Source organism: Rheinheimera hassiensis (assembly GCF_022436675.1).
Taxonomy (GTDB): Bacteria; Pseudomonadota; Gammaproteobacteria; order Enterobacterales; family Alteromonadaceae; genus Alishewanella; species Alishewanella hassiensis.
Genome location: NZ_JAKUJZ010000002.1, coordinates 475928 through 500860 on the forward strand (window position 1 = coordinate 475928; position 24933 = coordinate 500860).

At 47.6% G+C, this 24933-nt stretch carries 17 protein-coding genes; 11 read left to right on the forward strand and 6 right to left on the reverse strand.

The window, feature by feature from the left end; translation table 11 throughout:
- Positions 1–7 precede the first annotated feature (7 nt).
- The 4 genes from MJX74_RS05080 to MJX74_RS05095 all read right to left on the reverse strand — a co-directional run bounded on the left by MJX74_RS05080 (position 8) and on the right by MJX74_RS05095 (position 4532).
- Positions 8–976, reverse strand: a complete 969-nt coding sequence (locus tag MJX74_RS05080) for an alpha-E domain-containing protein (RefSeq protein WP_068230935.1) — start codon at positions 974–976, stop codon at positions 8–10.
- Between the two features lie 3 nt (positions 977–979).
- Positions 980–2437 carry a circularly permuted type 2 ATP-grasp protein gene (locus MJX74_RS05085; protein ID WP_240221420.1) on the reverse strand — a complete coding sequence of 486 codons (1458 nt, stop codon included), beginning with the start codon at positions 2435–2437 and terminating at the stop codon, positions 980–982.
- A 173-nt stretch (positions 2438–2610) separates the two neighbouring features.
- Positions 2611–3498: a sugar phosphate isomerase/epimerase family protein gene (locus MJX74_RS05090; RefSeq protein WP_240221422.1), complete on the reverse strand. Its 888-nt coding sequence runs from the start codon at positions 3496–3498 to the stop codon at positions 2611–2613.
- Positions 3499–3518: 20 nt separating this feature from the next.
- Positions 3519–4532 carry a LacI family DNA-binding transcriptional regulator gene (locus MJX74_RS05095; protein WP_240221423.1) on the reverse strand — a complete coding sequence of 338 codons (1014 nt, stop codon included), beginning with the start codon at positions 4530–4532 and terminating at the stop codon, positions 3519–3521.
- Between the two features lie 374 nt (positions 4533–4906).
- Between MJX74_RS05095 and MJX74_RS05100 the strand changes: the two genes are divergently transcribed.
- From MJX74_RS05100 to MJX74_RS05115, 4 genes are all read left to right on the forward strand, one after another.
- Positions 4907–5806, forward strand: a complete 900-nt coding sequence (locus MJX74_RS05100) for a hydroxypyruvate isomerase family protein (protein ID WP_240221424.1) — start codon at positions 4907–4909, stop codon at positions 5804–5806.
- 110 nt (positions 5807–5916) lie between these two features.
- Positions 5917–7608, forward strand: coding sequence for a GMC oxidoreductase (locus tag MJX74_RS05105; RefSeq protein WP_240221425.1), 1692 nt, complete (start codon positions 5917–5919; stop codon positions 7606–7608).
- 1 nt (position 7609) lies between these two features.
- Positions 7610–8161, forward strand: a complete 552-nt coding sequence (locus MJX74_RS05110; protein ID WP_240221426.1) for a gluconate 2-dehydrogenase subunit 3 family protein — start codon at positions 7610–7612, stop codon at positions 8159–8161.
- Between the two features lie 57 nt (positions 8162–8218).
- Positions 8219–8974, forward strand: coding sequence for a 3-keto-disaccharide hydrolase (locus MJX74_RS05115; protein ID WP_240221427.1), 756 nt, complete (start codon positions 8219–8221; stop codon positions 8972–8974).
- 101 nt (positions 8975–9075) lie between these two features.
- Here MJX74_RS05115 and fusA read toward each other — a convergent pair whose 3' ends face one another.
- Complete coding sequence (gene fusA, locus MJX74_RS05120; protein ID WP_240221428.1) at positions 9076–11175, reverse strand: elongation factor G; 2100 nt, start codon at positions 11173–11175, stop codon at positions 9076–9078.
- Between the two features lie 352 nt (positions 11176–11527).
- Between fusA and MJX74_RS05125 the strand changes: the two genes are divergently transcribed.
- The 3 genes from MJX74_RS05125 (at position 11528) to MJX74_RS05135 (ending at position 14680) form a co-directional block, all read left to right on the forward strand.
- Entirely contained in the window at positions 11528–12439 is a 912-nt protein-coding gene (locus MJX74_RS05125) for a TlpA family protein disulfide reductase (RefSeq protein ID WP_240221429.1), read from the forward strand.
- A gap of 116 nt (positions 12440–12555) precedes the next feature.
- Positions 12556–13392 carry a glutamate racemase gene (gene murI / locus MJX74_RS05130; RefSeq protein ID WP_240221430.1) on the forward strand — a complete coding sequence of 279 codons (837 nt, stop codon included), beginning with the start codon at positions 12556–12558 and terminating at the stop codon, positions 13390–13392.
- A 97-nt stretch (positions 13393–13489) separates the two neighbouring features.
- Positions 13490–14680 (forward strand): MFS transporter, encoded by a 1191-nt coding sequence (locus tag MJX74_RS05135; protein ID WP_240221432.1) that lies wholly within the window; start codon positions 13490–13492, stop codon positions 14678–14680.
- On the opposite strand, the gene MJX74_RS05140 is transcribed toward MJX74_RS05135, so the two are convergent.
- On the reverse strand, positions 14642–15676 hold the full coding sequence (locus MJX74_RS05140; protein ID WP_240221433.1) for a LacI family DNA-binding transcriptional regulator: 1035 nt from the start codon (positions 15674–15676) through the stop codon (positions 14642–14644). The genes MJX74_RS05135 and MJX74_RS05140 overlap by 39 nt on opposite strands.
- A 591-nt stretch (positions 15677–16267) precedes the next feature.
- Between MJX74_RS05140 and MJX74_RS05145 the strand changes: the two genes are divergently transcribed.
- The 4 genes from MJX74_RS05145 (at position 16268) to MJX74_RS05160 (ending at position 24807) form a co-directional block, all read left to right on the forward strand.
- Positions 16268–19195 (forward strand): TonB-dependent receptor, encoded by a 2928-nt coding sequence (locus MJX74_RS05145; protein WP_240221434.1) that lies wholly within the window; start codon positions 16268–16270, stop codon positions 19193–19195.
- Positions 19196–19257: 62 nt separating this feature from the next.
- The gene (locus MJX74_RS05150) at positions 19258–20865 is read left to right on the forward strand and encodes a glucoamylase family protein (protein ID WP_240221435.1); all 1608 of its coding nucleotides are present in this window, start codon (positions 19258–19260) and stop codon (positions 20863–20865) included.
- A gap of 25 nt (positions 20866–20890) precedes the next feature.
- Positions 20891–23248: a beta-glucosidase BglX gene (bglX, locus tag MJX74_RS05155; RefSeq protein ID WP_240221436.1), complete on the forward strand. Its 2358-nt coding sequence runs from the start codon at positions 20891–20893 to the stop codon at positions 23246–23248.
- Complete coding sequence (locus MJX74_RS05160) at positions 23245–24807, forward strand: sodium/sugar symporter (RefSeq protein ID WP_240221437.1); 1563 nt, start codon at positions 23245–23247, stop codon at positions 24805–24807. The genes bglX and MJX74_RS05160 overlap by 4 nt, the downstream gene beginning before the upstream one ends.
- Positions 24808–24933: the final 126 nt, after the last annotated feature.

A 24933-nucleotide genomic window follows, 5' to 3' on the forward strand; every position in this document is an offset into this window, starting at 1 on the left:
GGGTTAATCAGGCAGAAAGCTGGGCTCTGCTAAGATTTTCTGCCGGTGTGGCAATCACTTTGTGCAGGTTAATAATACCGGCCTGAATATGATCAATCAGCTGGTGCAACTGCTCTGTCGACAACTCAGTCAGCGGCTCTGTTTTAAGCAAGGCCTGTAACTGATGCACCTGTTGCAGAATGCTGATGCTGTGCGGCAAGCCTTTAGCCGACGCGGCAACACGGTTTAAACAATAGGCGATAGAGCGCGGAAAATCTGCATAAGTCAGCAGGTAATCAATGGCATCGACATCACCGCTTTGGTGCGCCAGATAATAATGGTAAGACTCTATACCGCCAAGGGCGTTAAGAATAGAGGTCCAGCGAAACTTAGGCCGTTTAATCTGCGTAGGTTGCAGCTGTTGTAGCACCATCACATCCATAATACGGGTCGTCATATCGGCGCGCTCTAAATGGCGGCCAATATTAAATAAGTCAAAGGCATCGCTGCGCAGCATTACGCCATCCAGCACGCCCACTACCATCTGGCAGCGGCGGCTGACTTCAGTCATCAGGTTATAGCGTTGTTGCCGCCCGCCCGGTTGCTGGCAGTGTTGCTGTAAAAATATGTCCAGCTTGTTCAGCTCTTCCCACATATCACGCGGAATAAGCTGCCGGATGGAGCGGGCGTTGTATTTAAGCTGGCTGCAGGTGTGTCGTATGGATACCGTACTGGCACTGTTACTGATCAAATGTGCCATAACTGCATATTCTATGCTGGCTTGCTCGGGCGTGGCATCTGGCGGTAACTGATAATTTGCCAGTGCGGTTTTACTGTCCAGCCCCATTACATCAAGCAATACCGGCCAGCTGAACTGGGTATCTTTGTGGCTGTCAATTAACAGATGGCTGGTGGCATTAACCAGCCGGGCTGTGTCGTCCAACCGTTCCAGATAACGGCCGAGCCAAAATATATTATCTACAGATTTCAGTAGCATAGTTTATACCTCATCGTTGATAATCCAGGTGTCTTTACTGCCGCCGCCTTGCGACGAATTTACCACCAGTGAGCCGCGCTTCAGAGCCACCCGGCTTAAACCACCGGTTGTGCAGTACAGCTCTTTACCCTGCAAAATAAACGGCCGCAAATCCAGGTGGCGTGGCTCCAGCGCACCGTCGCACAGCGTAGGGGCGGTAGACAGGTTCAGCGTAGGCTGGGCAATAAAATTGCGCGGGTTGGCTTTAATGGCCTCGGCCATTTGTTGCTGCTCTGCCAGAGTAGAGCGCGGGCCGATTAAAATGCCGTAACCGCCTGATTCATTAGCCGGTTTTACCACCAGTTTATCCAGGTTGGCCAGCACATAGCTTTTTTGCTTTGGGTCCAGGCATAAAAAGGTTTCAACATTATCGATCAGAGGTTTTTCGCCCAGATAATACTGAATAATCTGCGGTACATAGGCGTAAATCACTTTGTCATCTGCCACGCCGGAGCCTGGTGCATTGGCAATAGACACATTGCCTTTGGCCCAGGCTTTAATCAGGCCCGGAATGCCCAGCACCGAGTCGGGCCGAAATGCCTGCGGGTCGATAAAAACATCATCGACGCGGCGGTAAATAACATCAACCCGCTGTTTGCCGTGCAATTTTTTTAAATAGACAATGTCATCTTCAACAAATAAATCGGTATTTTCGGCCAGCTCTATACCGGTTTGCTGCGCCAGAAAGCTGTGTTCAAAATAGGCCGAATTATAAATGCCCGGAGTTAGCAGCACTATGCAGGGTACATCGCTGTGGCGTGGTGACAAAGACGCCAGCATGCGCCATAGCTGATGCGGGTAATCGTCTACCGGGTAAATGGTTGATTCAGCAAACAGCTCCGGAAATACCCGTTTCATTACGGTACGGTTTTCCAGCATGTAAGAAACACCAGAGGGCACCCGCAGGTTATCTTCCAGTACCAGAAAGCGGCCGTCTTCATCACGAACCAAATCAGTGCCGCAAATATTAGCCCACACGCCAAAAAGGGGCGAAATGCCCTGACATGGTGCAAGGTAATTGCGTGATTGCAGCACTAAATCTGCCGGTACCACGCCGTCTTTAAGAATACGTTGCTTGTTGTACAAGTCATCAATAAACAGGTTTAGGGCGGTTAAACGCTGCTTTAACCCGGCGCTGGTACTTTGCCATTCGGTGCTGGGGATAGTGCGTGGCATCACATCCAGCGGCCAGGCCCGGTCGATATTATTGCCATCGCTGTATAGCGTAAAACACACACCCATATCGCTAATGGTTTGATTTAACTGATCTTGTCGTTGGCACAGTTCAGTAGCGCCGTGTTTATCAATAAAGCGGGCAATCGCCGCTGCTACTGGTCTTACACTGCCGTCACTGCTAACCAGTTCATCAAAACAGTTTTCGGTTAACGGATAACCACCGCGGGTAAAGCTTTTTACACTCATCAGCAACTCCTTGCACCGCACAGCAGACAGAATGCTGTTCATAACGGATATAGAGCAAAGGTTGTGCCACTGCATGATCTAGATAAAAAGTGCAGATAAAAAAGCCCCGCCGGTTTGCACGGGCAGGGCTTGCTGTAGTAGGGGTTAAAAACCAATAGTTATGCAGTAAAGGATCAGGTTAATAATGAGCTTAGGCTGCTAAAACCCTGGCGTATGGTTTCAATTTTGTTGTCGGTGTGATCACGTTCAACATAGGCATGCTTTAAACCCGCCTGGCTGGCTTTGGCAAAAATAGGCTTAAAATCAATAACGCCTTTGCCTACATCAGCAAAGTCGCCGGCGTTGTCCATATCTTTCACATGCCACAGCGGGAAGCGGCCTGGGTGTTTGGCAATATAATCCAACGGGTTCAGCCCGGCTTTGATCACCCAGTATAGATCCAGCTCCATTTGCACTAAGTTGCTGTCGGTTTCATTAAGCAGCACATCGTAAGGCATGGTGCCGGACAACTGTATAAATTCAAATTCATGATTGTGATAGGCCAGCTGCATGCCCGCCGCTTTTATGCGTTCGCCCGCCTGGTTTAGAAAAACGGCCAGAGCTTTGTATTGATCCAACGTCTGACGTTGTGCCTCATGCAGGTAAGGCAAAACCAGGTACCGGTGGCCCATCACCAGAGCTTGCTCAATCACGCCATCCAGATTTTGTTGCAGCGCTTCCAACGGCTGATGGCATGACGGCGCACTCAGGCCTTCACTGTCGATAATATTTTTTAATTGTTTGGCAGTCTGGTCAAAATAACCGGCAAATTCTACCTGGGTATAACCCACACCCGCTACCAGCTTTAACGTATCAGCGACACTTTGTGCCATCAGATCGCGCAGTGTATAAAGCTGCAAACCCGGAACAATTTTTGTCTCAGCTGCAGCGCTGTGGGCCGGCAGTGACCAGGATGGCAAAGCTAAAGTGGCTACACCTAAAGCACTGTGTTTAAGAAAGTCGCGGCGTTTGACGTTTAACGCCTGCTGATTGTTGCTGACAGATAAAGGATTATGTCTCAACTGATGGCTCCTGCTTTGTGTCAGCCTGATACTGCCGGAGCAGGACCTGTGCTGGCGCGTTGAATAAGCTCAAAAGGTAAAATAACTTTAGGTGCTTTAGTTAAACGCCCTTCGAGTAAATCGATAAGTAAATTGACTGCTGTACTGCCAAACTCCTCTGCGGGCTGGGCTATGGTGGTTAGCGGTGGATCGGCAAAAGCGGCAAAAGAAATATCATCAAAACCCGCCACCGAAATATCTTGCGGCAGCTTTAAGCCGTGTTGTTTCACAGCTTGTATGGCGCCTATGGCCATTTCATCGTTTTCACAAAACAGGGCTGTGGGTGGGTTAGCTAATGCCAGTAATTCAGTAGCCGCCTGATGACCCGATTGCAACGTAAAATCTCCGGGGTACAACAGGCTTTCATCAAAGGCGACGCCGGCGGCGTCTAATGCATCACGATAGCCGGCTACCCTGTCACGGGTGAGCGGGCTGCGGGCAGGGCCTTTGATCATAGCAATGCGCCGATGGCCAAGTTGCAGTAAATGCTCTGTCATCGCGCAGGCTGCAGCTCTGTTATCCAGTAATACTGTAGGGCAGGCGATACGGTCGAGCACTTCGCAGGCATTTACCATGGGCAAGACGCTACCGGTTTTCATTTCCAGCTGAGCAAAAGGGTTATGAGCCCGCAGCTGAATAAGCCCGTCTGCTTGTGAGGTATGTACCATGCGGGCGTAACTTTGTTCCATGGCTTCATCCGCTAAGGTGTTACACAATAGCAAGGAATAACCCTTGTCGTGAGCGGCCTGTTGCATACCGCTGATCACCCTGGCAAAAAATACATTGGCAACGGTGGGCACCAGCACCACCAGATGATGGGTTTTGCCTGAGCGAAAGCGTACCGCCATCAGATTAGGTTTGTAGCCGACCTGTTTTACTGCAGCCAGCACTTTAGTGCGGGTTTTTAATGATACTAAATCGGGCTGCTGCAAAGCACGGGACACTGTGGCCACCGATACTCCGGCCAATTGTGCTACATCACGAATATTGGACATGGATAATGTTCATCTTATTAATGTGTGCCGGATCTTATCTTGATATTCAACAGTGTGCACCTATCCGTCTTGGCCTGCCTGGCAGGCTATTTTGATGTAACCGATATCATTTATAGGGCAATTTACACCAAAAGTGAAGACGGTGTCGGCAAAAAAATAGCGCGCTAATTTAGTGCTTTTGCTCTTTTTTGGTGGGAGCTTTTCCGGTGTTGCGCAAATAAAGTGCAATATTTTCGGCAAATAGCGGATTTTGTATTGACGAAGCAAAATGTAATCCGTTACATTTTGGGCGTGCTTTAATTTTGCACCCGGGGCTGATTCTGACCACAGCCTGCAAAAATCATCCAAGCCGCGTTAAGCAGAGGATAAGCGCCATGAAGCAGCAATTACCCCGCCGTGAACTGTTAAAACAACTGGCTACCGGTGCACTCGGCGCTTCGGTGTTGGGGCCAGGTTTGGTGTTAAGTAGTGCTGTGCAGGCTGTGCCCGTTAACAGCGCGCTTAAAGGTAATATCCGCCATTCTGTCAGCCGCTGGACTTACGGTGATGTATCGACAGAAGAGCTGTGTCTGCTGGTGAAATCGTTAGGCTTTACTGCGATAGATTTAGTCGGGCCACAAGATTGGCCAATATTAAAAAAACACGGCATCGATAGCTCTATGTGTAATGCCGCGGAGCTGAATCTGGAAGATGGCTGGTCAGATCCGAAGTTTCATCCACAGCTGATACAACGCTATTTAACTCATATAGATTTGGTGGCAGAGGCCGGCTATAAAAACCTGATCTGTTTTAGTGGCAATGCTCGTGGCATGGACCGAGAAATCGCGCTGCAAAACGCCGTACAGGGGTTAAAACAAATACTGCCACAGGCGGAAAAACGCGGGGTAGTGTTACAAATGGAGCTGTTTAACAGCAAAGTCGATCACCCGGATTATCTGGCTGATAGTTCAGCCTGGGCCATTGAGCTTTGCAAACGGCTGAACTCGAAAAATTTTAAGCTGTTGTACGACATTTACCATATGCAGATTATGGAAGGTGACATTATCCGCACCATTAAGGATAACCATCAGTATTTTGGTCACTATCACACCGCAGGCGTGCCGGGCCGCCATGAAATTGATGACTCGCAGGAACTGAACTATGCCGCTATAGCCAGGGCGATTCGTGATACTGGCTTTACCGGCTATCTGGCGCAGGAATTTGTACCAACACCAAAAACTAAAGAAGGCCGGGTGCAGTCATTGGCTCAGGCAATTCGTATTTGTGACGTTTAAATCGGGACAAAGCGGCCAGACCGCTTTGCCAAGCATAATGAAAACAGGGCATGTAGCCAAAGTCATCCGGATATGACTGGTACAAAACCCGCCCAACAGGGGACAACAAGATGACAGTTGCGCAAAATCACTACGATGCCATAGTGGTTGGTTCCGGCATCAGCGGTGGCTGGGCTGCTAAAGAGCTGACTGAAAAAGGTCTGAAAGTGTTATTGTTAGAACGTGGCCGTGATATTGAACATATCAAAGATTACACCAATGCCCATAAAGAAGCATGGGACTACCCGCACCGTGACAGACCTACAGAGAAAATGAAGGCAATGCATCCGGTGCTAAAGCGGGATTACCCGCTAAATGAAAGCACCTATGGTATGTGGGCCAGCGACCAGGATTCACCTTATGTGGAGAAAAAACGCTTTGACTGGTTTCGCGGTTATCATATGGGCGGCCGCTCGTTGTTGTGGGGGCGCCAGAGTTACCGTTTAAATGAAACGGACTTTGAAGCCAACTTACGCGAAGGCATAGCGGTAGACTGGCCAATTCGCTACGCCGATATTGCCCCCTGGTATGACTATGTAGAGCGTTTTGCCGGTATTTCCGGTAACCGTGATGGCTTGGATGTATTACCAGATGGCCAGTATCTGCCGGCGTTTGAACTTAACGTGGTAGAGCAATCAGTGGCAGCACGGTTAAAAAAAGCTTTTGGTGGCAGCCGTCATCTGATTTGTGGCCGCACAGCCAATATTTCCCAGCCAAAACCAGAACAAAACCGGGTCAATTGCCAATACCGCAATAAATGCTGGCTGGGTTGTCCTTTTGGTGCTTATTTCAGCACTCAGTCTTCCACCTTGCCTGTGGCAATGAAAACCGGCAATTTAACCGTGCGGCCGTTTTCTATTGTTACCCAGGTGTTGTACGACAAAGATAAAAAACGCGCCCGAGGTGTTGAGGTGCTCGACAGCGAAACCAACCAGACTTATGAATTTACCAGCAAAATCGTGTTTTTAAACGCGTCAGCGTTTAACTCAACCTGGGTGCTAATGAATTCCGCCACCGATATCTGGCAGGATGGTTTGGGCAGCAGCAGCGGTGAACTGGGCCACAATGTGATGGATCACCACTTAAACGCCGGTGCCTTTGGGGAAGTTGAAGGCTTTGACGACAAATACTATTTTGGCCGTCGCCCTACCGGTTTTTATATTCCGCGTTTTCGTAACTGGGGCGGCGATACACGCGACTATTTACGTGGTTTTGGTTATCAGGGCGCGGCAAGCCGGCAGGGCTGGCAGCGAAACGTTGCCGAGGTAGGCATTGGTGCCGACTTGAAAGAAGCGCTGGCAGAGCCCGGCCCCTGGACTATTGGCATGAGTGGCTTTGGCGAGATTTTACCGGATCACAGTAATAAAATTTCGTTAGACCGCACAGTTAAAGATAAATGGGGTTTACCCGTATTGGCGATGGACGCAGAGCTTAAAGCCAACGAAATTAAAATGCGTAAAGATATGATGCAGGATGGCATAGATATTCTTGAGGCGGGCGGGGCTAAAAACGTCAGAGGCTTTAACGGAGAATGTCATCCGGGTAAAGGTATTCATGAAATGGGCACCGCCCGTATGGGCCGCGATGCTAAAACCTCAGTGCTTAATGGCTTTAATCAGGTATGGGATGCGCCCAATGTTTTTATCACTGATGGCGCCTGTATGACGTCTGCCTCCTGTGTCAATCCGTCGTTAACCTATATGGCGCTAACGGCTCGTGCAGCGGCTTACGCCGTAGACGCACTGAAAAAAGGAGAGCTGTAATATGGACAGGCGTGATGTGTTAAAAATGATTGCAGTAGCTACCGGTATGGCGCTGGTAGGTGGTGATTTATGGGCTGCGGGGCACAAATCAGCCGATGCTGGGAAAGCACTGTTTAGTCAGGCTGATATTGCTTTTATGGATGAAGTGGCTGAAACCATATTGCCAAAAACCGCTACGCCGGGGGCGAAAGATGCAGCTTGCGGCGCCATGATGGCGGTGATGGTTGCAGATTGCTATGAGCTGAAATACCAGACGGTATTTTTTGATGGCTTAAAAACAATTAAAGCCTTAGCAAAACAACAGTTTGACAAAGACTTTATGCAACTGAGCGCCGCGCAAAAGCATCAGTTACTGTCAGAATTAGATCAACAGGCAAAGCAGAGCATAAACAACCCGTTACCGCATTATTTCACCCTGATCAAACAGCTGACGTTAATGGTGTTTTTTACCTCCAAAGTGGGCGCTACAGAAGTGCTGCGTTATGTTGCTATACCAGGCCGGTACGATGGCAATCTGCCGTATAAAAAAGGCGACCGTGCCTGGGCGACCTGAACCATTTTTGTTTGTGTTTAACAGGCGGCTGCGGCCGCCTTTTTTAAGGTATTAATAATGAATTATTTACTGATTGGCGCAGCGTTGTCTTTCACTACTGCTGCTATTGCAGATACGGATATCAGCAAACTTACTGATGCACAGCGCCATGCCTTGGCGGCGAAAACGGAGGTCTGGACGCCAGTGCCGTCTGTTGTTACCGCAGCCGAAGGTCAGGCGCCGTCAGATGCAATACAGCTATTGGATCAAAACTTATCACAGTGGCAGTCTGTTAACAGCGGCGCTAAAGCGCAGTGGACTATGGCAGACGGCGTATTAACAGTAAAGCCGGGTACAGGCGATATCCGCAGTAAAGCGTCATTTTGCGATGTTCAGCTGCATCTGGAGTGGCGTGCCGGCAATGATCGGATGGATAAAGAAGGCCAGTTGCGCAATAACAGCGGTATTTTTTTGCAGGAGATGTACGAAATTCAGATTTTAGATTCGTATCAGAATAAAACTTACCCAAATGGTCAGGCCGGTGCCGTATATAAACAGACCATACCGTTGGTTAATGCTACCAGACCAACAGGCGAGTGGCAGCATTACGATATTATTTACACCGCGCCGCGGTTTGATGGTGAAAAACGTGTATCGCCGGGCTATGTTACCGTGTTACATAACGGTGTGTTAGTGCAGAACCATACTGAAATTACTGGCACCACCGAATGGATAGGCCAGCCTCAGGTAAAAGCCCACGGCTGCCTGCCGCTGAAATTACAAGATCATGGTGACAAGGTTAGCTTTCGTAATATCTGGCTGAGAAAGCTCTGAGCTTAGCGGCGTATTAAATACCGCTACTGCTATAAAGCCTATAAAAAAGCCCCGCTGGTTTGCACCGCGGGGCTTTTTATAAACTGCTTAGTGCTTAGTGCTTAGTTTTTAGCAGCGGCAGCTTTCTTTTCTTTTTCTTTGGCGATAACAGTGTCCGCTACGTTAGTCGGGCACGGTGAGTAGTGCGAGAACTCCATAGAGAACTGACCACGGCCAGATGTCATAGTACGCAGAGTACTGATGTAACCGAACATTTCTGACAGTGGTACGTCAGCTTTGATACGTACGCCAGTTACACCTGCTTCCTGACCAGAGATCATGCCACGACGACGGTTTAAGTCACCGATAACATCACCTACGTGATCTTCTGGTGTAAACACGTCAACTTTCATGATTGGCTCAAGCAGTTGCGCGCCCGCTTTTGGAATTGACTGACGGAAAGCGCCTTTCGCTGCGATTTCGAACGCGATGGCTGATGAGTCAACCGCGTGGAAACCACCGTCGAATACTTCAACTTCTACGTCTAATACCGGGAAGCCCGCTAAAGTACCGGTAGACATCATAGAGGCAAAGCCTTTCTCGATGGCTGGCATAAATTCTTTTGGTACGCTACCACCAACTACGGTTGATTTGAACGTGAAGCCAGAGTTTTGCTCGCCCGGACGGATGCGGTAGTCGATTTTACCGTACTGACCTGAACCACCAGATTGCTTTTTGTGGGTGTAGCTGTCTTCGATTTCACGGGTAATCGTTTCACGGTAAGCAACCTGTGGCTGGCCTACAACTAATTCAACACCGTAAGTACGTTTTAAGATATCTACTTTGATATCTAAGTGTAATTCACCCATACCTTTAAGGATGGTTTCACCAGAGTCGATATCAGTTTCAACACGGAATGTTGGATCTTCAGCAACCATTTTACCGATAGCGATACCCATTTTTTCCACTGAACCTTTATCTTTTGGCGTAACAGAGATAGAAATTACCGGCTCTGGGAAAACCATTGGCTCAAGGGTACAAGGGTGCTTAGGATCACACAGTGTGTGGCCTGTTTGAGTGTTGTTTTTCATACCTACGATAGCGATGATGTCACCAGCTTGCGCAGTTGTAAGATCTGTACGGTCATTCGCATACATCTCAACCATACGGCCAACGCGTTCAGTTTTACCGGTGAAAGAGTTCAGGATGGTGTCACCCTTGTTCAGCACACCTGAGTAGATACGAACGAAAGTCAGGGCGCCGAAACGGTCATCCATGATTTTGAACGCTAAAGCGCGGAATGGTTCATCAGCAGAAACGATAGCGTGTTGACCGTTTTCGTTACCTTCTTCGTCAGTCAGAGGCTGTGGTACAACTTCAGTTGGGCTTGGCAGATAATCAACAACAGCATCTAAAACTAACTGCATACCTTTGTTTTTAAAGGCTGAACCACAGTAAGTTGGGAAGAAAGCCAGATCGCGAGTACCTTTACGGATACAACGCTTAACGTCTTCGATTGAAGGCTCTTCACCTTCCATGTAAGCCATTAACAAGTCATCGTCTTGCTCAACAGCAGTTTCGATTAACTGTTCACGATACATTGCAACATCATCAGCCATATCAGCTGGAACATCAGTGACGGTATAGTTTTCTGGTAAACCAGATTCATCCCAGATGTACGCTTTTTGTGTTAACAGGTCGACAACGCCGGTGAAAGTCTCTTCGCGACCGATTGGTAACACCATGATTAATGGCTTAGCACCTAAAACTTTCTTAACTTGTTCAGTAACGCGGATAAAATCAGCGCCGATACGGTCCAGTTTGTTTACGAAGATCAGACGTGATACTTCAGCGTCGTTAGCATAACGCCAGTTGGTTTCTGACTGAGGTTCAACACCACCTGAACCACAGAATACGCCGATACCGCCATCTAATACTTTCAGTGAACGGTATACTTCAACGGTAAAGTCAACGTGGCCCGGTGTATCGATAACGTTGAAACGGTAGCCTTTCCAGAAACAGCTTACGGCTGCTGACTGGATAGTGATACCGCGCTCGGCTTCTTGTTCCATAAAGTCAGTTGTTGATTCACCTTCGTGAACTTCACCTAACTTATGGATTTTACCGGTCAGTTTCAGGATACGCTCGGTAGTAGTGGTTTTGCCGGCATCGACGTGAGCGAAGATACCAATGTTTCTGTATAAGGATAAATCTGCTGACATAGTAGTCTCTATAAGCTAGGGGTTTGAAAATAGTGCGACAATATACAGGATTTTAAATCGATTTGCCCGAAAAAAAATTACAACAGCGGATGAATTTTTTGTCTCTGTAGCAAATTATTTGCAGATCCACAGGTGCACGGTGCGTGGAAACCCAATGTAGCATTAGTGCGAGTATTGTTTAGCTTATTTTGTGGCCGAAGTGCCTGCACGTTTTGGCTTACTACCTGATGTCCTATCTGTTTTTTGCCTTTTTGTATCTTTTCAATAGGGGATAACTGACTACACTAAGCCCCAAAGTACCGTGTCAAAGAGCGATGTGTGTCTGGCAAAATCAGGTTTAATTGAGGTGAATATGTTGGTAAGAATACTGTATCTGATAACAATGGCGTTATTCAGTTTGTCTGGGCAGGCTCAAAGCTACAACGATATAGCACTGCAGCGATTTGATACCGCAGATCAGGTGACGCTTGGCAGCCTGGATCCCGATAAACCGACATACCTGAAGATGTGGGCCACCTGGTGTAAACCCTGTATGGAGCAAATGCCGCACTTTGAGAAGTTGCAGCATAAGTTTGCCGATAAAGTGAATATTATCGCGGTAAATATCAACATTAATGAAGACAGTAATAAAATCGCTGAGGTGATTAAACGCTACGGTCTGACAATGCCGGTATGGTTGGATAACGAAGGTCAGCTTGGCGTGGCTTTAGGGCTGACAGGTACGCCATACAGTGTGCTGATCAACACCGACGGCAAAGTGGTGTATAGCACGCATGAGTCAGACGACAAGTTAGACCGCTTTATCAGCATGCTGGCAAAAGGGCAGAAATTGCAAAATGCCACCACAGATGTGATCAGCACCCAACAAAAGCAGGTATTGCTGCAACCCTGGCAACAGGGGGAGCACCTGCTGTTTTTTACAGCAACCTGGTGCGATTGGTATCTACTTGATTCCCGGCCAGAAATGGCCAGCAAATGTAAGCAGGCACAAATGGGGCTGAATGCCTTGCAGCAGCGGTTGCCAGAACAGCCCTGGCATGGTGTGGTCAATCATTTGTGGACCGATCAGCAGGCGCTACAGGACTTTACTACGCAGTATAATATGCAACTACCTTTTAGCATTGACACCGCTGGAGTGTTGTTTAATGCTTTTAATATCAGAAGTATTCCTACATTACTAAAGCTAAAAGATGGCAAAATACTCATCAGAATAACTGATTTTACTGATGAAGATATGGTTGTTCAGCAACTGTCTGGTCAATAGTATTTATGCTGTTTACATCAAGGCTACCCTGGCGCCGTCTTTTATCGGCGCTATTTATCTGTGCTATTTAATAGCGCGATGCAGAGCAATTAACATTTTCAGGAAGTGCCGCCTAAATGGGAAATAAAGTATCTGGCAACCATGCAGCAATAGGCATTTTTGACTCTGGTATTGGCGGTTTATCTGTAGCGCTGGCGATACGGCAACGGTTACCCAACGAACGCATTATTTATGTTGCCGATACCGGCCACGCGCCATACGGCGAAAAAACTGATGATTATATCTACCAGCGTATGCACAGCATTAGTCAGCATTTAGTCAACTGTGGTGTTAAAGCTATTGTTGTGGCCTGTAATACGGCAACCACTGCTGCCATTGCAAAGCTAAGAGCGCAGTATGCATTACCGGTAATTGGTGTAGAGCCAGGTGTAAAACCAGCGGTGCTGTCCAGCAAAACAGGCGTTGTCGGCGTATTAGCAACTCCCAGGACATTACTGACACCGTCTTTTGCTACATTGGCACAACGCTTTGCAACTCAGGCAACAGTGCTGCTGCAACCTTGCCCCGAGCTGGTGCCATTAATAGAGGCGTTGGATTTTAGTGGCGATAAAATGAGGGTATTGCTGAAAAGTTATATTCAACCGCTGTTAGATAAAGGCGCCGACACACTGGTGTTGGGCTGTACGCATTATAATTTTGTCGCAAATACAATCGCCGAAATAGCCGGGCCTGACGTCAGTATTATCCGCACTGAAATGGCGGTAGCTAAGGAGTTGCAGCGGCGGTTGACTGAGGCTGATTTAATAAACACTGATTTAATAAATAAGCGTACAGCCAAAGCGACAGAGACCTTTTATACCAGCGGCAATATCGATATTTTTAACACTCAGCTGCAGAGTTTGTGGGGTAGCGCAGATACGGTTCACCGACTGCAACACAAAGTACCGGATTGACCAGCCACTACGATTTTTTCCGATTAAGTATTGATTATGTTTAAGTATTGATTAGGTTAAAGTACAGCAATAAAGCCCCTGGTTGTGAGCATTTTACGTGACAATACACCATTCTCCTTACTGGCGTTTATCCAGCTTTTATTTTTTTAACTGTGTCGCTTTAGGGCTTCTGCTGCCATTTTGGGGCCTCTATATGCAGTCACTGGGTTATCAGGCAGCTGAAATTGGTTTTGTCAGTGCGTTGTTAATGGTTACCAATGTTTTCTCTCCACCACTTTGGGGTTGGTGGGCTGACAAAACTGGCAAACGTCTGAAATTAATCCGCTGGGGCGCGGCAGCAAGCGCTGTATGTTTTGCGTTATTGCTGCATGACCGTGGACTGATATGGATGGTGCTGTCTATCATTGCCTGTGGTGTTTGCTGGCAAGGTATCAATGCTCAGTTTGAAACGGTGACGTTAGATTCTCTGCCTGATAACAGTATTAACTACAGCCGGATCAGGCTTTGGGGGTCAGTTGGTTTTGTGTTTGCGGTGAGCGGGGGAGGCTGGTTATTTGACCAACTACCGCTTACGTTGTTACCTGTGCTGATTACGTGCGCATTAGCGTTAATGTGGGGCAGCACCCTGACAGTCAGAGAACCGGCTAAAACGATAAAAGTGCAGCAGCAAAGCCAAAGTATGTGGCAGCAGCTTCGCCAACCGGCATTGATAGCACTGTTGCTGGCGCTTACTCTGGTGTATTTTAGCCACGGCAGTTATTACAGTTTTTACAGCATTTATCTGGAGCAGTTGCGGTACGACAAAACCACTATGGGCTTGCTGTGGTCTATAGCTGTTTTGGCTGAATTAGTGGTATTTGCGCTGATGCCTGCGCTGCTAAAGCGATTCGCGGTTAGCGCTATTTTGCTCATCAGCCTGCTTGCCACTTCCTTGCGTTGGCTGGGTTTAGCTTATGGTGCAGACTGGCTTGCTGTTTTAGTGTTTTGTCAATTATTGCACGGTCTTAGCTTCAGTGCTGTGCATGCTTGCGCTATTGAATTGATATACCGTTACTTTGGCGATAGTTGTAAAGGTCGTGGCCAGGCGCTGTATTACGCGATTTGTGTCGGCACAGGGCAGGCAAGTGGTGCTCTTGTCAGTGGTTGGCTATGGGAGCGAAGCCCTGTTATTAGTTTTGTCGTAGCCGCCCTAGCTGCAAGCATTGCTGCTGTGTTAGTTATAGCGGCATTATATTTGCCAACCTTATCATTATCGCTTCGGCGCGGGGCCGGTACTCGCCCTGATTAATAACTGATGTGGCAGGATATGAACCAGTTTGTCAGGTTGTTTACCTTCAATTAAATCAATTAATAGGGTAGCGCAGAGTTTGCCTATTTCGGTTAAAGGCTGCGCAACGGTAGTTAAAGGTGGCGCGCAGTACTGCGACAATGCAATGCCATCAACGCCGATAACAGAGACATCCTCAGGTACCCTGTACCCCAGTTCCCGTAGTGCATGCAAAGCGCCGATAGCAATTTGATCACCAAAACAAAAAAAAGCGGTAGGTCGATCTTTTTGTTGCAGAATGGCTTTGACGCCGGCTACTCCGGATTCACAGGAGTAGTCGCCCTGGTACAGTAACTTCTCGTCAATACTCACCTTTGCCTGCGCCAGTGCTTTTCTGAAGCCTGTTTCGCGCTGGCGGCTGCTTAAAATATGCGACGTTCCTGTGATCACTGCTATACGACGATGACCAAAAGCTAACAGATGCTCAGCTGCATCTTTGCCTATTGCCACATTATCGACCCCCACTTTAGGGATACCTTCTAAATCGCAAAATTCTGACGCATTCACTATAGGAGGTAATTGCTCGTGCAGGGGCTGGGTTGGGTCTACATCAAATGGGATACGCTGTGAATTGGTAATAATGCCGTCTACTTGCCGCGTTTTAACCATTTCGGCAAAAGAGCGCTCCAACGCGGGGTCGTCCTGTGTATCTTTCAGGATGACAGAATAGCCTCTGGCCAGGGAAATTTGCTCAATAGTGCGCACTATAGGAGAAAAGTACGGGTTGGTAATGTCGGGCAACATAATGGCAATATTGCGTGACCGCCCCTGACGCAAACTGGCTGCCAGACGGTTGGGGATATACCCCATATCCTCGACTACTTTCATCACCAGATTACGGGTTTTCTCCGACACCCGATCAGGGTTATTCAATGTGCGGGACACTGTCGCCATGCTGACGCCGGCCTTTTTTGCAATGTCCCCCATCGCCAAATGCTTAAACTGATTTTGCGCCATATAGTAACAACCCCTTGGTCATATTAGCTGCGTTAATGATATGCAGCGCGACAGCCTTACGTAGAGCTTACTTAACCGGATGACCATTGTAACTCTATAATACTTTACTTGTTGGAAATCGTTTTCCTAAGTTACTGCTAAAGTAGCCTTAAAGTGACAAGATAACCTAGTTAATGCCTAAAAATCTCTCTTTTTCGATAAGTTTTAGCCAGGAAAATTTCACTCACTGCGATGTAGAGTTTCGGGTAAAACTAATTGAGTAGTTGTTCTCGCCGCACAGATTAGCTGTTTTAAATAACAAAAAACTATTTTTTTACTGAAAATAAAACCGGAGCATAATGCATTAGTGTGATGTTTTTAATAGTTTTTATATGAATTAAACTTGGATTTTTCAGGCTTGACACTTTGGAAGCAAGGCGTTATTTTCTAAATAATAAAAATATTGCTGGTTGCTGAAAGCCATCGAAAGATCGTCAAAATGTCCGTTAAGGATATTTTTTTAGCACCAAATGGAAATCGATTTCCATTGCGAAATAAATATAACTAAAGCAGTAGCGGGCGCGCAAATACGCAATTAACAGGGATAAGACAATGAAAAATAAAACACACTGGTTCCGGCGTAATGCGCTGTCTTTTGCTGTTGCCAGCACTTTACTTGGCGGCGTGGTACCTGCAGCTTTTGGGCAAATCGAAGGTGCTACTATCGCGGGTAAAGTGATCCAGCAACAAACAGAGCGTAAAGCGGGCGGCGTTACTGTTACAGCAACGGATCAGGAACGGGGTTACAGCAAAACAACGCAAACCCGCGATGATGGCTCATATATTTTTGTTGGCCTCAAACCGGGTATTTATCTGATTAAAGTCGGTGATAATGCTACCGAGCCGGTAGCGTTACGAATTGGGCAAAGAGCTACGGTTGATGTCACATTAGAAGCACCCAGCGCTGACAATATCGAACGTATAGCTGTCAGTGGCGTGCGTATTGAAAGTTTTTCCGGCGGTGAGGTAGGTACCAACATTACGCCTGAGATGATTGCCCGTCTGCCACAAAACAACAGAAACTTCTTATCTTTTGCCGATCTCGCGCCTGGTGTGCAACTTAATACGGATAGTCAGGGTAACGTTAGTATCCGCGGTGGTGCCCAGCATCAGCGGGCCGTTAACGTTTTTCTGGACGGTGTCAGTCAAAAAGACTATGTCCTCAAAGGTGGTGTTACAGGGCAAGACTCCAGCCGTGGCAATCCTTTCCCGCAAAATGCTATTGGTGAGTACAAAGTTATTACCCAGAACTACAAAGCCGAGTTTGATCAGGTTGGCAGTGTTGCGATTACTGCTGTCACCCGCTCTGGTACCAATGAGTTTGAAGGCGATTTGTTTGTTGATTATACCGATGAAGACTTGCGTCAGGCTGAGCCAAACGAGAAAGACGGCAAAGCTGAATCTTTGACCCGCCATGCAGGTATGTTGCTGGCAGGCCCTATCCTGAAAGATAAACTGCATTTTCTGGTGTCTTATGAGCGCAAAGAAATTCAGGAGCCTATTGATATTCCGGGTGGTGCCGGTGTTGACCTGGTGACTTTGCCAGCAGATCTGCAGGCATTACTGGGTCGGGAGACATCTGGTTTTGATGAAGATTTATTCTTCGGTAAACTGGACTGGGCTATCAACGACGACCATTCACTGGAAGCTTCAGTGAAATTACGGGACGAAAGCGACGTTGCTGATTTTGGTGGCGCCAATACCTTAAGTTATGGTGTAAACCGCGAAGTAAAAGACCACAGATACAATCTTAAACATATGTATTACATGGACCGTGGTCAAAATGAATTTCGTCTGACTTATGAAGATGCCAGTTGGAATCCGATGCCTTACACAGATGGCCCAGGGATTGTGCTGCAAACAGCCTCGCGTCAATCGATTTTAAATATGGGCGGTGGCCGCAACTTTCAGGATAAAGGCCAAAAAGGCTGGGCGGTGCAAAATGACTTCACCTTGCTGGATATTGAATGGCAAGGCAATCATGTAATTAAAGCGGGGGTTAAATACAAAGAAATTACCCTCAATACTCTGCAACAGCAACCTTATAACCCACAGTATTTCTACAATGTAGAAATAAATGGCGAGGGCACTTTTGCTATTGAACAGCCCTATATGGTGGAGTGGGGAGTACCTGCAACCGCTTCCGTAGGTGGCAGTGTAAAATCCAAAAATACCCAGCTGGGCTTTTTTATTCAGGACGACTGGGAGGTGACAGACCGACTCACGCTGAACCCCGGTATACGCTGGGACTATGAAGAAACACCCAGCTATAAAAATTATCAGACGCCAACAGAACTGGTAACGGCATTGCGCGGCTGGTCGAATCTGGATAATGCCAACTACAACATTGAAGACTATATAAGTACCGGCAACGAGCGCAGTTATTTTAAAGGCGCGTGGCAACCAAGGTTTGGCTTTAGCTATGTGGTAGATGATAGCCGCAGCCATACTATATTTGGTGGCTATGGCCGTTCTTATGACCGCCAGCAATTTGACTTTATTCAGTTGGAGCAAAGCAAAGGCTCTTTTGCTCAGGTCAGTTATCTGTTCAACGGTGACGCAGCTAATCTATGTAACCCAACAGCAACCAACTGTACCGACTGGGATCCGGCTTATTTAACCCAGCCTGGGCTGGATAGTTTGCTATCCAGCATTGATGTCAAAGGCGAGCGTTTTCTGCTGCACAATGACCTGAAAACCCCTTATTCTGACCAGTTCAGTGTCGGTTTGCGCAGCAATTGGGCAGAGTGGAACACTGAAATAAGCATCGCTCATACCGAATCGAAAGATGGCTTTAACTGGCTGCTGGGCAATAGAAGGCCTGATGGCCAGTTTCTGGAAGATGGTACCACCTGGGGCCAACCATGGGCGTTTGGCGTACCAGGTTGGGGCAATGTAATACTGTCAGCTAATGATGGTCAGACCCGCATTAACAACGTTTTTGTCAAAATTGATCGACCACACCGGGACAACTGGGGAGTTAACCTGGCTTACACTTTCAGCGATGCAGAGGAAAACCGGGTATTTAGTGAGGTTTTCGCACTGGACTATGAAAGTGTATCTGACTACGGCTGGAAAAAATCTGTCGGCGTGCCTGAGCACCGTGTGGTGGTGTCAGGTAGTTACGATTTGCCATGGGACATGTTTGTTGCTTTTAAATATACCTGGGCATCGAAAACAACCTATGAATATCTGGACTGCAGACTAGGTGGCACCGCTTGTTTCTTTGACCGTACAGATCCCGCCCAAAGCAAGTACCAGCGTTTTGACCTGTCATTAAGTAAAGAGTTTGGTAGCAGCTATCTGGTCAATGGCTCTAAGTTTCGTATTCGTTTTGATATCCAGAATCTGTTTAACCAGAACAACTACAGCAACTTCAATTTAAATCCGGATTCTGCAGAGTTTGCTATGCCCAATGCTTTTAGCGCAACGAATGGTGGCAAGCGTCAGTTGAAACTCTCTGCTGGTTGGAGCTTCTAGTATCTGGTTGATCATTGTGCCTGTTTTTCAGGCACAGTATTTGGGTTGTGATGGAGAATTTAATGTTGTTAGCAAAGTTATTAAATAAGCTGCTGTTAAGCTCGGCGGTATTGCTGGTCAGTGCCTGCTGCTGGGCCTCAGGCTTCACGGTAACAGGTTACGATCGGCATGTTGAACTGCAATGTACTGAGTTGTGTAAAGCTGATCAGACGTACCCGCTGCAAGTGTCGGTAAATGGAGGTAGCTGGCAGAGCCGGGGCCAGCTGCAGGGCGAGTCTTTGGTAGATTTTACCGGTGATTTAGGTCGTAATCTGCAACTGCGTTATCAGTTGTTATCAGCCAACAAAAAAGACGTGCTGGCAGTTGCTGCTGCCAACACCAGGGACTTCTCAGATGACGAGTTGCTAGAGATGGTGCAACGCTATACTTTTCGTTATTTCTGGGAACATGCCGACCCAACCACCGGTTGGGCAAAAGAGCGCATGCCCAATCCCAGAGACGGCGATATTGTTACCAGTGGTGGTACAGGCTTTGGTATAGCCGCACTTATCACTGCGACAGAGCGGGGTTGGGTCAGTCGTGAAGCTGTGGTCGATCGCATGCTGAAAATTACTGCGGCCTCTGAGCAGCTCGAGCGTTTTAAGGGTATGTGGGCACACTGGTACAACCCGGTTACGGGCAGCGTGCACAATTTCAGCGCCTACGATGATGGTGGTGACATTGTTGAATCTGCTTTTCTTGCCCAGGGATTATTGACAGCCCGGCAGTATTTCAACAAAAACAACGCCAAAGAAAAGCAACTGCGCCAGGAAATCAGCGCACTCTGGCAAAGTATGGAATGGAGCTGGTACACCAAAGGCGAAAATATTCTGTACTGGCACTGGTCGAAGAATCATGGCTGGGCAATGAATCACCCTATTAAAGGTTACAACGAAGCATTGATAGTGTATGTGTTGGCTGCGGCATCACCAACGCATCCGATCAGCGAGGCGCCGTATCACAAAGGTTGGGCGGCGGATACCGTTAAAACTTTTCGCAATGGCGAGGATTACTATGGCATTAGCCTGCCGTTGGGGGATAAAAGCCAAAAGGGCGGCCCGCTATTTTTTGCTCACTACTCCTTTATGGGGCTTGACCCCCGTGGTTTGCAGGACAGATATGCCAACTATTGGCAGCAAAACCGGCGCCATACGCTGATTAACCGAGCCTATAGCATGGATAACCCATTTGGCTGGCAAGGTTATAGTGAGGATTTATGGGGACTGACGGCCGGCGACCATGTACCCGAGGGCTACAGTGCTCATGCGCCGGGAATGTACAGTGACAGAGGTACCATTGTACCAACAGGGGCGTTGTCCTCTATGCCTTATACCCCTGAGTATTCAATGCAGGTGCTGAAGAATCTGTATTATAACCATGGCAAATATATGTTTGGCCCGGTTGGTTTTTATGATTCGATAAACCTCAGCGCCAGCACAGATCCCGCCAAACAAGTTCGGCAAAATTATCTGGCTATTGACCAGGGCCCTATCGTTGGCATGATTGAAAATTACCGTACCGCTCTGCTGTGGAACCACTTTATGCAAGACCCGGATGTACGTCGGGGCTTACACAAGCTTGGTTTTACTATCAATAGACAACCCATTCAACCGCTTACCGCCACGCCTTAGAGCAGTTAGGTTATAGGAAACAGACATGACATTTATAAAGTACTCAAAAATAGCTTGTGCCGTGGCGTTCGCCTGCACCCTTGGTGCCTGCAATCTTGCCGCTGTATCAGATACAACAACAGATGCCCGTCAAGCCCCGACTGTAAGTGCTGATAAGCAGAACCCGGCCATGGATCAGTTTATCAATGAGCTGATGGCTAAAATGACAATTGAAGAAAAAGTCGGCCAGCTGAATTTACTTAGCAGCGACTGGGATAAAACCGGGCCCTCTATGTCCGCGGATTACCAACAGCAGATTAAGGCAGGTAAAGTAGGCTCAGTATTTAATGCCTATACCGCTGATTTTACCCGTACATTACAAAAAGTTGCAGTAGAACAAACCCGTTTAGGCATTCCATTGTTATTTGGTTATGACGTTATCCATGGTCACCGCACTATATTCCCGATTTCGCTGGGCGAAGCGGCATCATGGGACCCTGCAGCGGTAAAAACCAGCGCCAGAATTGCGGCAGCTGAAGCTTCAGCAGAAGGCTTGCACTGGACCTTTGCCCCTATGTTAGATATCAGCCGCGACCCTCGCTGGGGCCGGATCTCTGAAGGGTCAGGTGAAGATGTATTTCTAAGCTCAGTGCTGGCTAAAGCCAGAGTACTGGGTTTTCAAGGCGATGATCTGTACGCCACCGACACTCTGCTAGCCTGTGCCAAGCATTACGCCGCTTATGGTCAGTCTCAGGCCGGGCGGGACTATCATTCCACTGATATGTCGGAGCGCGAGCTGTGGGAAACCTATCTGCCACCGTTTAAAGCCACTGTGGATGCCGGTGTTGGCAGTTTTATGACAGCGTTTAATGATTTAAATGGCGTACCGGCCACAGCCAACAACTACCTGATACAGGATATTCTGAAACAGCGCTGGGGTTTTGATGGCTTTGTAGTAACGGATTACACCTCAATCAATGAGCTGGTGCCTCATGGTTTGGCTGAAGACTTATCCCACGCCGCTCAGTTGGCTATCAATGCTGGCGTGGATATGGATATGCAGGGGTCGGTGTACAGTGATTATCTGCCTGAATTACTGAGTCAGGGTAAAGTTACTGAGCAGCAAATTGATCAGGCTGTGCGACGTATTTTGCAGATGAAGTATAAGCTGGGGTTATTTGAAGACCCGTACCGGTACTCAGATAATACGCGTCAGCAGCAACAAGTTTACAAGGCTGAGTATTTGGAAGCTGCCCGTGATGTGGCACGTAAGTCTTTTGTACTGTTAAAAAATGACAACAAGGTACTGCCGCTTAATGCCGGTCAGTCCATTGCGTTAATAGGCCCGCTGGCCGACTCTAAAACCGATATGATTGGTTCGTGGTCTGCAGCAGGCGACCGTTACACTAAACCTGTGACGCTACGCGAAGGCTTGCAGCAACGCTTAGGGGCTGATGCAAAAATCTATTATGCCAAGGGTGCAGGTTATGAATTCAATGATACCGACCAGTCTGGTTTTGCAAAAGCCATAGCGGCGGCGAAAAAAGCCGATGTTATTCTGCTGGCTATGGGGGAAAAGTGGGATATGACAGGTGAAGCGGCCAGCCGGGTTGAACTGGGTTTTCCCGGAACTCAGGAAGCGTTAATGCATGAGCTAAAAAAGCTGGGTAAGCCGATGGTGCTGGTGCTGATGAGCGGCCGCCCTATGACTATTAATTGGGCCAATGACAACCTTGATGGCATTTTGCATACCTGGTATGCCGGAACTCAGGGCGGGCATGCTATTGCTGATGTGTTGTATGGCGACTATAACCCTTCGGGCAAACTGCCGGTGACCTTTCCGCGCCATGTCGGTCAAATTCCTATTTACTACAATATGAAAAGTACTGGCCGTCCATATGAACCGGCGGGGCAGGAGCAAAAATACCGCTCACGCTATCTCGATTCGTCCAATTTACCGCTATATCCCTTTGGCTATGGCCTGAGTTATACCAGCTTTGCCTATTCTGCAGTAACTCTGAGTTCTGCGCAGCTAAGCCCTGAAGGTGAAATTACCGCCTCCGTTACCCTGACCAATACTGGCGATCGCGCTGGTGAAGAGGTAGTGCAGCTGTATATTCAGGACAAAACCGGCTCTGTCACCCGGCCTGTACGTGAACTAAAAGGCTTCGAAAAAGTGCAGCTGGGCGCAAAGGAAAGTAAAACTGTGCAGTTCAGTATCAAAGCAGCCGATTTGGCATTTTATGATCTGAACATGAATTACACGGCAGAAGCCGGTGAGTTTAATGTATTTATCGGTACGGATTCCACCACTATTAATCAGGCCAGTTTTAGGCTTGCTGACACTGTAAAACTGCACTCTGCATTGGTACTGAAACAATCTCAGAGCAGGGTAACCCGATGAACTTATCTGCTTTAGATATCGCTATTTTTATTTGTTATGTCGTGGGTATTACTGCACTGGCATATTGGGTATCAAGAGAAAAAGCGGGTCATCATAAAAATACCAACGATTACTTTCTGGCTGGCAATTCACTGCCGTGGTGGGCGATTGGCGCCTCTTTAATTGCCGCTAACATTTCTGCTGAACAAATCATTGGTATGACCGGTTCTGGTTACAAAATTGGTTTGGCCATTGCCTCTTACGAGTGGATGGCGGCATTGACGTTGATGGTGGTTGGCAAATACTTTTTACCGGTGTTTCTGCAAAAACAAATTTACACTATGCCGCAGTTTCTGGAGCAACGTTACGACCACCGGGTGCGTAAGATCATGGCGTTGTTTTGGCTAGGGGTTTATGTATTTGTTAATCTGACGGCTGTGTTATGGCTTGGTGCTTTAGCGCTGAATACCATTACCGGCGTCAGCATGCAATGGAGCATGCTGTTTCTGGCTTTGTTTTCTATTATCTATTCGCTGTATGGCGGCTTAAAGGCTGTCGCGTTAACCGACGTAGTCCAGGTTGTTCTGCTGGTGTTTGGCGGCCTGATGTTGTCCTGGATAGCAATGGATCTGATAGGGCAGGGTCAGGGCATATTGGCAGGCTTTGAGCGGATGACCGCTGAATTGCCGGAAAAGTTTGACATGATACTCTCTGCAGATAATCCCTACTATGCCGATTTGCCCGGCTTGTCTGTATTGATTGGCGGTATGTGGATCATGAATTTGTCTTACTGGGGCTTTAACCAATACATTATTCAGCGTGCATTAGCGGCAAAAAACCTACGCGAAGCACAAAAAGGCATTGCTTTTGCTGCTTTTCTGAAGTTACTGATGCCGGTCATTGTAGTACTGCCGGGTATAGCGGCAGTACTACTGCTCCCCAATCTGGCTAAAGCTGATCAAGCTTATCCTTCACTAATGACCATGATGCCAGAGGGCTTAAAAGGGTTGATTTTTGCAGCGTTGATTGCAGCTGTGGTGTCATCGTTAGCTTCTATGTGTAACAGCGTGGCAACTATTTTTACCATGGACTTATACGCAAATAAGTACAAAGACAAAAGTCAGCAGCATTATGTACGGATAGGTCGTACGGTCAGCGTAGTCGCGTTGCTACTGGCAATGCTAACCGCTAGGCCATTACTGGGGCAGTTTGAACAAGCCTTTCAATATATTCAGGAATTCACGGGTTTCTTTACACCCGGTATCGTGGTGTTATTTTTGCTTGGCATGTTCTGGAAAAAAACGACCGCAACCGCAGGTCTGGTTGCTGCGCTGGGGTCGGCGGTATTCAGTTTACTATTGAAATTGCTTTGGCCGGCTTTGCCGTTTATGGACAGAGTGGGATTAGTTTTTCTGTTGTGCCTGGCAGCTGCAGTGGTAGTGTCGCTATGGCAACGTCAGGGTGTACAAGCAGATGCAGTCGAGTTGTCTGATGTAAACTTTAAAACTGCTCCTGAATTCAACTGGTCTGCCGTAGCTGTGTTTTTAATTCTGGCAGCGTTGTATATCAGCTGGTGGTAACTGTAAAACACATATTCACCGGAAAATAACGAGGCTGGCACAGGTCATTTTTCGGTGAAGTATTTTTTAGCTGTGGGGTGTAGCCTTGGCAAAACAGCCAAGGCTGGTTAATTCAGTCTCAGACTA